Annotated in this window: 3 protein-coding genes; 2 read left to right on the top strand and 1 reads right to left on the bottom strand. The window is 61.6% G+C overall.

From position 1 onward, the window contains the following. Together SGJ19_08430 and SGJ19_08425 are read left to right on the top strand one after the other, a co-directional pair. Positions 1-620, top strand: a 620-nt coding sequence (locus SGJ19_08430) for an ABC transporter ATP-binding protein (GenBank protein MDZ4780263.1), incomplete at its 5' end; no start/stop codon positions are given. Further along, entirely contained in the window at positions 617-1576 is a 960-nt protein-coding gene (locus SGJ19_08425) for a F0F1 ATP synthase subunit gamma (GenBank protein ID MDZ4780262.1), read from the top strand. The genes SGJ19_08430 and SGJ19_08425, both read left to right, overlap by 4 nt. A 546-nt stretch (positions 1577-2122) precedes the next feature. On the opposite strand, the gene SGJ19_08420 is transcribed toward SGJ19_08425, so the two are convergent. Further along, the gene (locus tag SGJ19_08420; protein MDZ4780261.1) at positions 2123-3007 is read right to left on the bottom strand and encodes a catalase-related domain-containing protein; all 885 of its coding nucleotides are present in this window, start codon (positions 3005-3007) and stop codon (positions 2123-2125) included. Positions 3008-3033 lie beyond the last annotated feature (26 nt).

The following is a 3033-nucleotide window of genomic DNA, read 5'->3' as shown; positions in this document are numbered from 1 at the left end:
TCGCGCGCGGCCAGGTCATCGCGCTGCTCGGGCCGAGCGGCGCGGGGAAATCCACACTGTTGACGGCGATGGGGCTTATCAATCCACCCACGTCCGGCCGCATCCTCATTGGCGGCGTGCCGGTGCTGGATGGCCCGCTGCCGTTGGTCAGTCTGCGCGCCTTCCGGCGGCATCACCTGGGCTTCGTCTTCCAGAAGGCGAATCTCATCCCGTTCTTGAACGCCCTTCAGAACGTTCAGGTCGCACTTGAAATCAATGACGTGCCGCCCCGACAGGCGCGGCGTCGCGCGCTGGAATTGCTCGACTACCTCGGCGTGGCCGATCGCGCGGTCAATCTGCCCGACGCCCTCTCCGGCGGCCAGCAACAGCGCGTGGCCGTGGCTCGTGCTCTGGCGAATCAACCGGACCTCCTGCTCGCCGACGAACCGACCGCCGCGCTCGACAGCCATCGTGGCCGGCAGGTGATGGAATTATTCCGCAAGGTTGCCCATGAGCGCGGCACGGGTGTGATCGTCGTCACCCACGATCAGCGTTCGCTCGATGTGTTCGACTGGACCTACGAAATGGAAGACGGCGTGATCCATGCCGGAGCCAAATCCCACACCTCAACGCGATCATGAGCGACACCATCGCAGGCCTGCGCCGCAAGATCAGTAGTGCGGGCGATCTCCAATCCGTCGTCCGATCGATGAAAGCTTTGGCCGCATCAAGCATTGGCCAATACGACAAATCAGTGCAAGCGCTCGGCGACTACTATCGCACGGTGGAGTTGGGATTGAGCGCCTGTTTTCTCGCAACCCAATCAACGGTGTTACCGGTGGAGCGAAATCGAAAAGCCGACGAGGGCGAGATCGGTGCCGTCGTCTTCGGCTCTGACCAGGGTTTGGTAGGCCAGTTCAATGACATCATCACCGACTACGCAATCAAGACGTTGACCGCCATGTCCGGAAAGACCACAGTCTGGGCCGTGGGTGAGCGCGTCCAGGCGAGACTCGCTGACGCCGGCTTGAATCCGATCGGCCTCTTTGCCGTTCCGAATTCCGTCCAAGGTATCACCCCGCTTGTCGGGCAGATTCAGATCGAAAGCGAAGCGCATCGGGCCGAGGGCGAATGCTCGCAACTCTATGTTTTCCACAATCGCCCGAAATCCGGTGCGCTCTATGAACCCGTCAGCCAACGGCTCTTGCCACTCGACGAAAAATGGCAGCGCGATCTGGCAAACATTCCCTGGCCGACAATGACGTTGCCCGATGTCATGTGCGGCGGCACCGCGACCTTGGGCGCGCTCATCCGCGAATACCTTTTCATTTCCCTCTTCCGCGCCTGCGCCGAGTCACTCGCCAGCGAAAATACCAGCCGCCTAGCCGCAATGCAGCGCGCCGACAAGAACATCGACGAATTGCTGGAGACGCTGAACGGCACCTATCACCGCCTGCGGCAGGACTCCATCGACGAAGAGCTGTTCGATGTCGTAACCGGCTTTGAAGCTCTTTCACCTCAGTCCCGGCACGAAAATCGAGCAAAGGGTGTTTCGTCTCGATCCGCTAAACATCGCGCAGGAAATGAATACCGTTGAACCTTTCCGCCAACTCGATGAGTGACTTCCAAATGCATCGCCTCGGCGTGCATTGTTCTGCCGCCCAGCCACATCCGCATCCGCATCCGCAAATATCATCGGATTCACCGCGAACGACACGAGCAGAATCAACAGGAAGGAAAGCAGGCTGGGTGAAAGCAGCGCGAAGGATCCGAGCAACACGAACAACGCGGCACCAAACCACAAATATGAATACAACGAACGCGGCTGCAGTCCGGGAGGAGGGTTCGTTGTGACATGGAGGTCATCCGTGGCGCTCACTGGATTTGCGCTCGGATGCCGCGTTAGCATCTGGGAGCGCCCCGGCCCGGAGGAGTGGGTGGTTGGTCTTCGTGGGAGTTCGGATATTTCCACGTTTGACGGCAGAGGGATGGGTGAGTTGGATCTGCTTTTCGCCGGTGCGTAGATTTAAGCCAGCACGGTCAGAGCGACCGTCACCACCAGGGTAATCAAGATCGTGAGCGGCATCTGGATATGCCGCGGCCGCTTCGTTCTTCCACGAGCCATAGGTTTGTGCATCAGACCTCAGCCCGGGCGGCGCAGGCTGGGTTCGCGATCCCAGATGCGTCCCTTCTTCGCGGCGGCGATGAATGTTGCAACGGCCTTGTCATTCGCGAGTGGGACAATGCCTGCGTCTGGTTTCACTCCCGCGCGGTCGAGCAACGGCTGGGCCTTGGCGGTGTGACCGATCACCTTCAGATGCGCAAAGGCGTCGCCCGCCCAGGCGACAGCGGCGACCTGAGTCGCGAGATCTTTGGCCCCGGCTTCAGAGGCGAGGATGACGGCGGCGTCGAAGAACACCGACGGTGCGGCGGAAAGCGGGAAGTCCGCTTCGACCAGGGTGCCATTGCTGTCGGTCGCTCCGCCCACTTTCGGGGCAACGACAGCGAGCGCAGCTTTCTCGGCCTTGGCGCTACGGCGGAGCGCGGCGAGGAGCGAGGCATCAAAGCCGTCGGTGATGAGCACGCCGATCTTGCGCCCGGCCAGGGTCGTGGGCGCCTTGCCGATGAGGCTCAACGCCGGCGAAGACGCCAGGTCACGCGGCGCGACGGCGGGTGTGATGGCGTCGGCTTTCCCCGGCATCCCGAGTGCATCGGCGACCTGATCGTGCAACGAAGGGTCGATGTTCGCGAGGTGCCCGAGCATCCGCAGGCGGATCATTTTGGTTTCGACCTTCGCCAGTTCAAAGGCGAACGCGCTGACGATGTGGGTCTGCTCCGGCTTGGTCATCGAGCGGAAGAACATCCGCGCCTGGGAATAATGATCGGCAAAGGTCTCGGAGCGTTTGCGCTGCTTGGTGGCGTCGAGCACCTCGGGATGGCTGGCGAATCCGCGCGTTGGATTCTCTCGCGGCGCGCCGCCGTCGAAACTGTTCGGCTCGTAGTTCACACGGCCCTTGGGCACTTCCATCTGGCGGAGACCGTCGCGCTGGAAGT

This window comes from Planctomycetia bacterium, from assembly GCA_034440135.1.
Lineage (GTDB): Bacteria > Planctomycetota > Planctomycetia > Pirellulales > JALHLM01 > JALHLM01.
The sequence above is the reverse complement of the archived record's forward strand: the minus strand, read 5'-3'. Positions and strand labels throughout refer to the sequence as shown.